This is a genomic window from Mesorhizobium sp. M0854 (genome assembly GCF_040319815.1).
Taxonomy (GTDB): domain Bacteria; phylum Pseudomonadota; class Alphaproteobacteria; order Rhizobiales; family Rhizobiaceae; genus Mesorhizobium.
Genome location: NZ_JAMYOL010000081.1, coordinates 1 through 1,338 on the forward strand (window position 1 = coordinate 1; position 1,338 = coordinate 1,338).

General features: G+C 55.4%; 1 protein-coding gene and 1 pseudogene. One reads left to right on the top strand and one right to left on the bottom strand.

Annotated features, from left to right (window positions below; genetic code table 11):
• A pseudogene (locus tag NKH99_RS32605) lies at window positions 1–136 on the bottom strand (IS630 family transposase); the annotation flags it as partial.
• 299 nt (window positions 137–435) lie between these two features.
• On the opposite strand from NKH99_RS32605, the gene NKH99_RS32610 reads away from it, so the two are divergent.
• Window positions 436–1,269: a transporter substrate-binding domain-containing protein gene (locus NKH99_RS32610; RefSeq protein WP_353017970.1), complete on the top strand. Its 834-nt coding sequence runs from the start codon at window positions 436–438 to the stop codon at window positions 1,267–1,269.
• Window positions 1,270–1,338: the final 69 nt, after the last annotated feature.

Below are 1,338 nucleotides of genomic sequence, written 5' to 3' on the forward strand. Positions count from 1 at the left end.
TGCCCGCGCCGTCGCTGCTCAACAGAATGATTTCGGCGCGCCAAACATGCTTCTGTGGCGCATTGCGATCCCTGATCAGTGCGCTCAGGCGCTCAAGATCAATAGACGAAACGGTGAGCAATATTCCTGTGCGCATGCGCCAGACTCGCATCGTAATCGCGAAGGGGAATCCCAAACCGGACTCTTATGTCAGGCAGGAACCACTAGGGGCAGTCTTCAATCATCTAGGTTCTAGATGGATGTGATATTGATTTTGTTCTTGCCGGCTCCTGGGTCGATGGGAATAAGCTGAGCATAGGCAGCGGCGTGGAGGAATGAGCGCTCGCCGCTGCTTAATGTCGCTGGCAAACTCGATGGTTTCCTGATTTGCAGATTGCTCTCCTGCACGCGCTCGTGCCAGCGCTTAAGAATCACAATCAGAAGGGGAATGATCGCATGAACAAGCTTATGACGATGATAGCAGCTGCCGCGTCGCTCGCGGTTGCGTCCGTGTCTTCTGCGGCCAACGCCGGGGCCGTACTGGATCGCGTGCTTGCCACAAAAACGCTAACAGTGGCGGCCGGGGTTGACTGGGCGCCGATGTCATTCTTGAACGACAAACACGAGCTTGATGGTTATGATGTGGAAGTCGCCAAGGGCATCGCAAAATACCTCGGCGTACAGGCCAAATTCGTAACGCCGGGCTGGGACATCATCACCGCAGGCAAGTGGGAGGGCCGTTGGGACATGGCCCTGGGCCAGATGGTGCCGACCAAGGCTCGTGCCGAAAAGTTCGACTTTCCGGCCATCTACTTCTACACTCGCGCGATCGCCCTCGTTCACAAGAATAGTAAAGCGACCAAGCTTTCCGATCTCGATGGCAAGGTGGTCGGCGTTACGGCGAACACCGTGGACGAGACCTACGCCAATCACACGCTCATACCGAACTGGGTCAACGCTAAGCCTATACAATTCCAGTTCACGCCCGGCCAGGTGAAGACTTACCAAAGCAACGGTATTGCGTATGACGACCTTCGCCTCGGCGATGGTGTTCGTCTAGATGCGGTCCTCATGGAGGAACAAGAACTCCCCAATTTGATCAAGGCCGGTTATCCGTTCAAGCAGCTCGGTGACCCTCTGTTCTCGTCGCCCTCAGCAATTCCGGTTCTACATGGCGACAAGGAATTCAGTGACAAGATCGCGGCAGCCATCAAGGACATGAGGGATGACGGCACGCTCTCCAAGCTGTCCATCAAATGGTACGGAGTGGATTACACCCTCGAAAAGTAAGGTCGTGAAGTTGAAGCGGTCCCGGCTGGCCTGGACCGCTTTTTTAAAGGACTGCCCATGCTCTATTCG

What these genes read in the sequence shown, in the direction of transcription:
- NKH99_RS32610 (WP_353017970.1), top strand. Translation starts at nt 436, where the DNA reads ATGAACAAGCTTATGACGATGATAGCAGCTGCCGCGTCGCTCGCGGTT.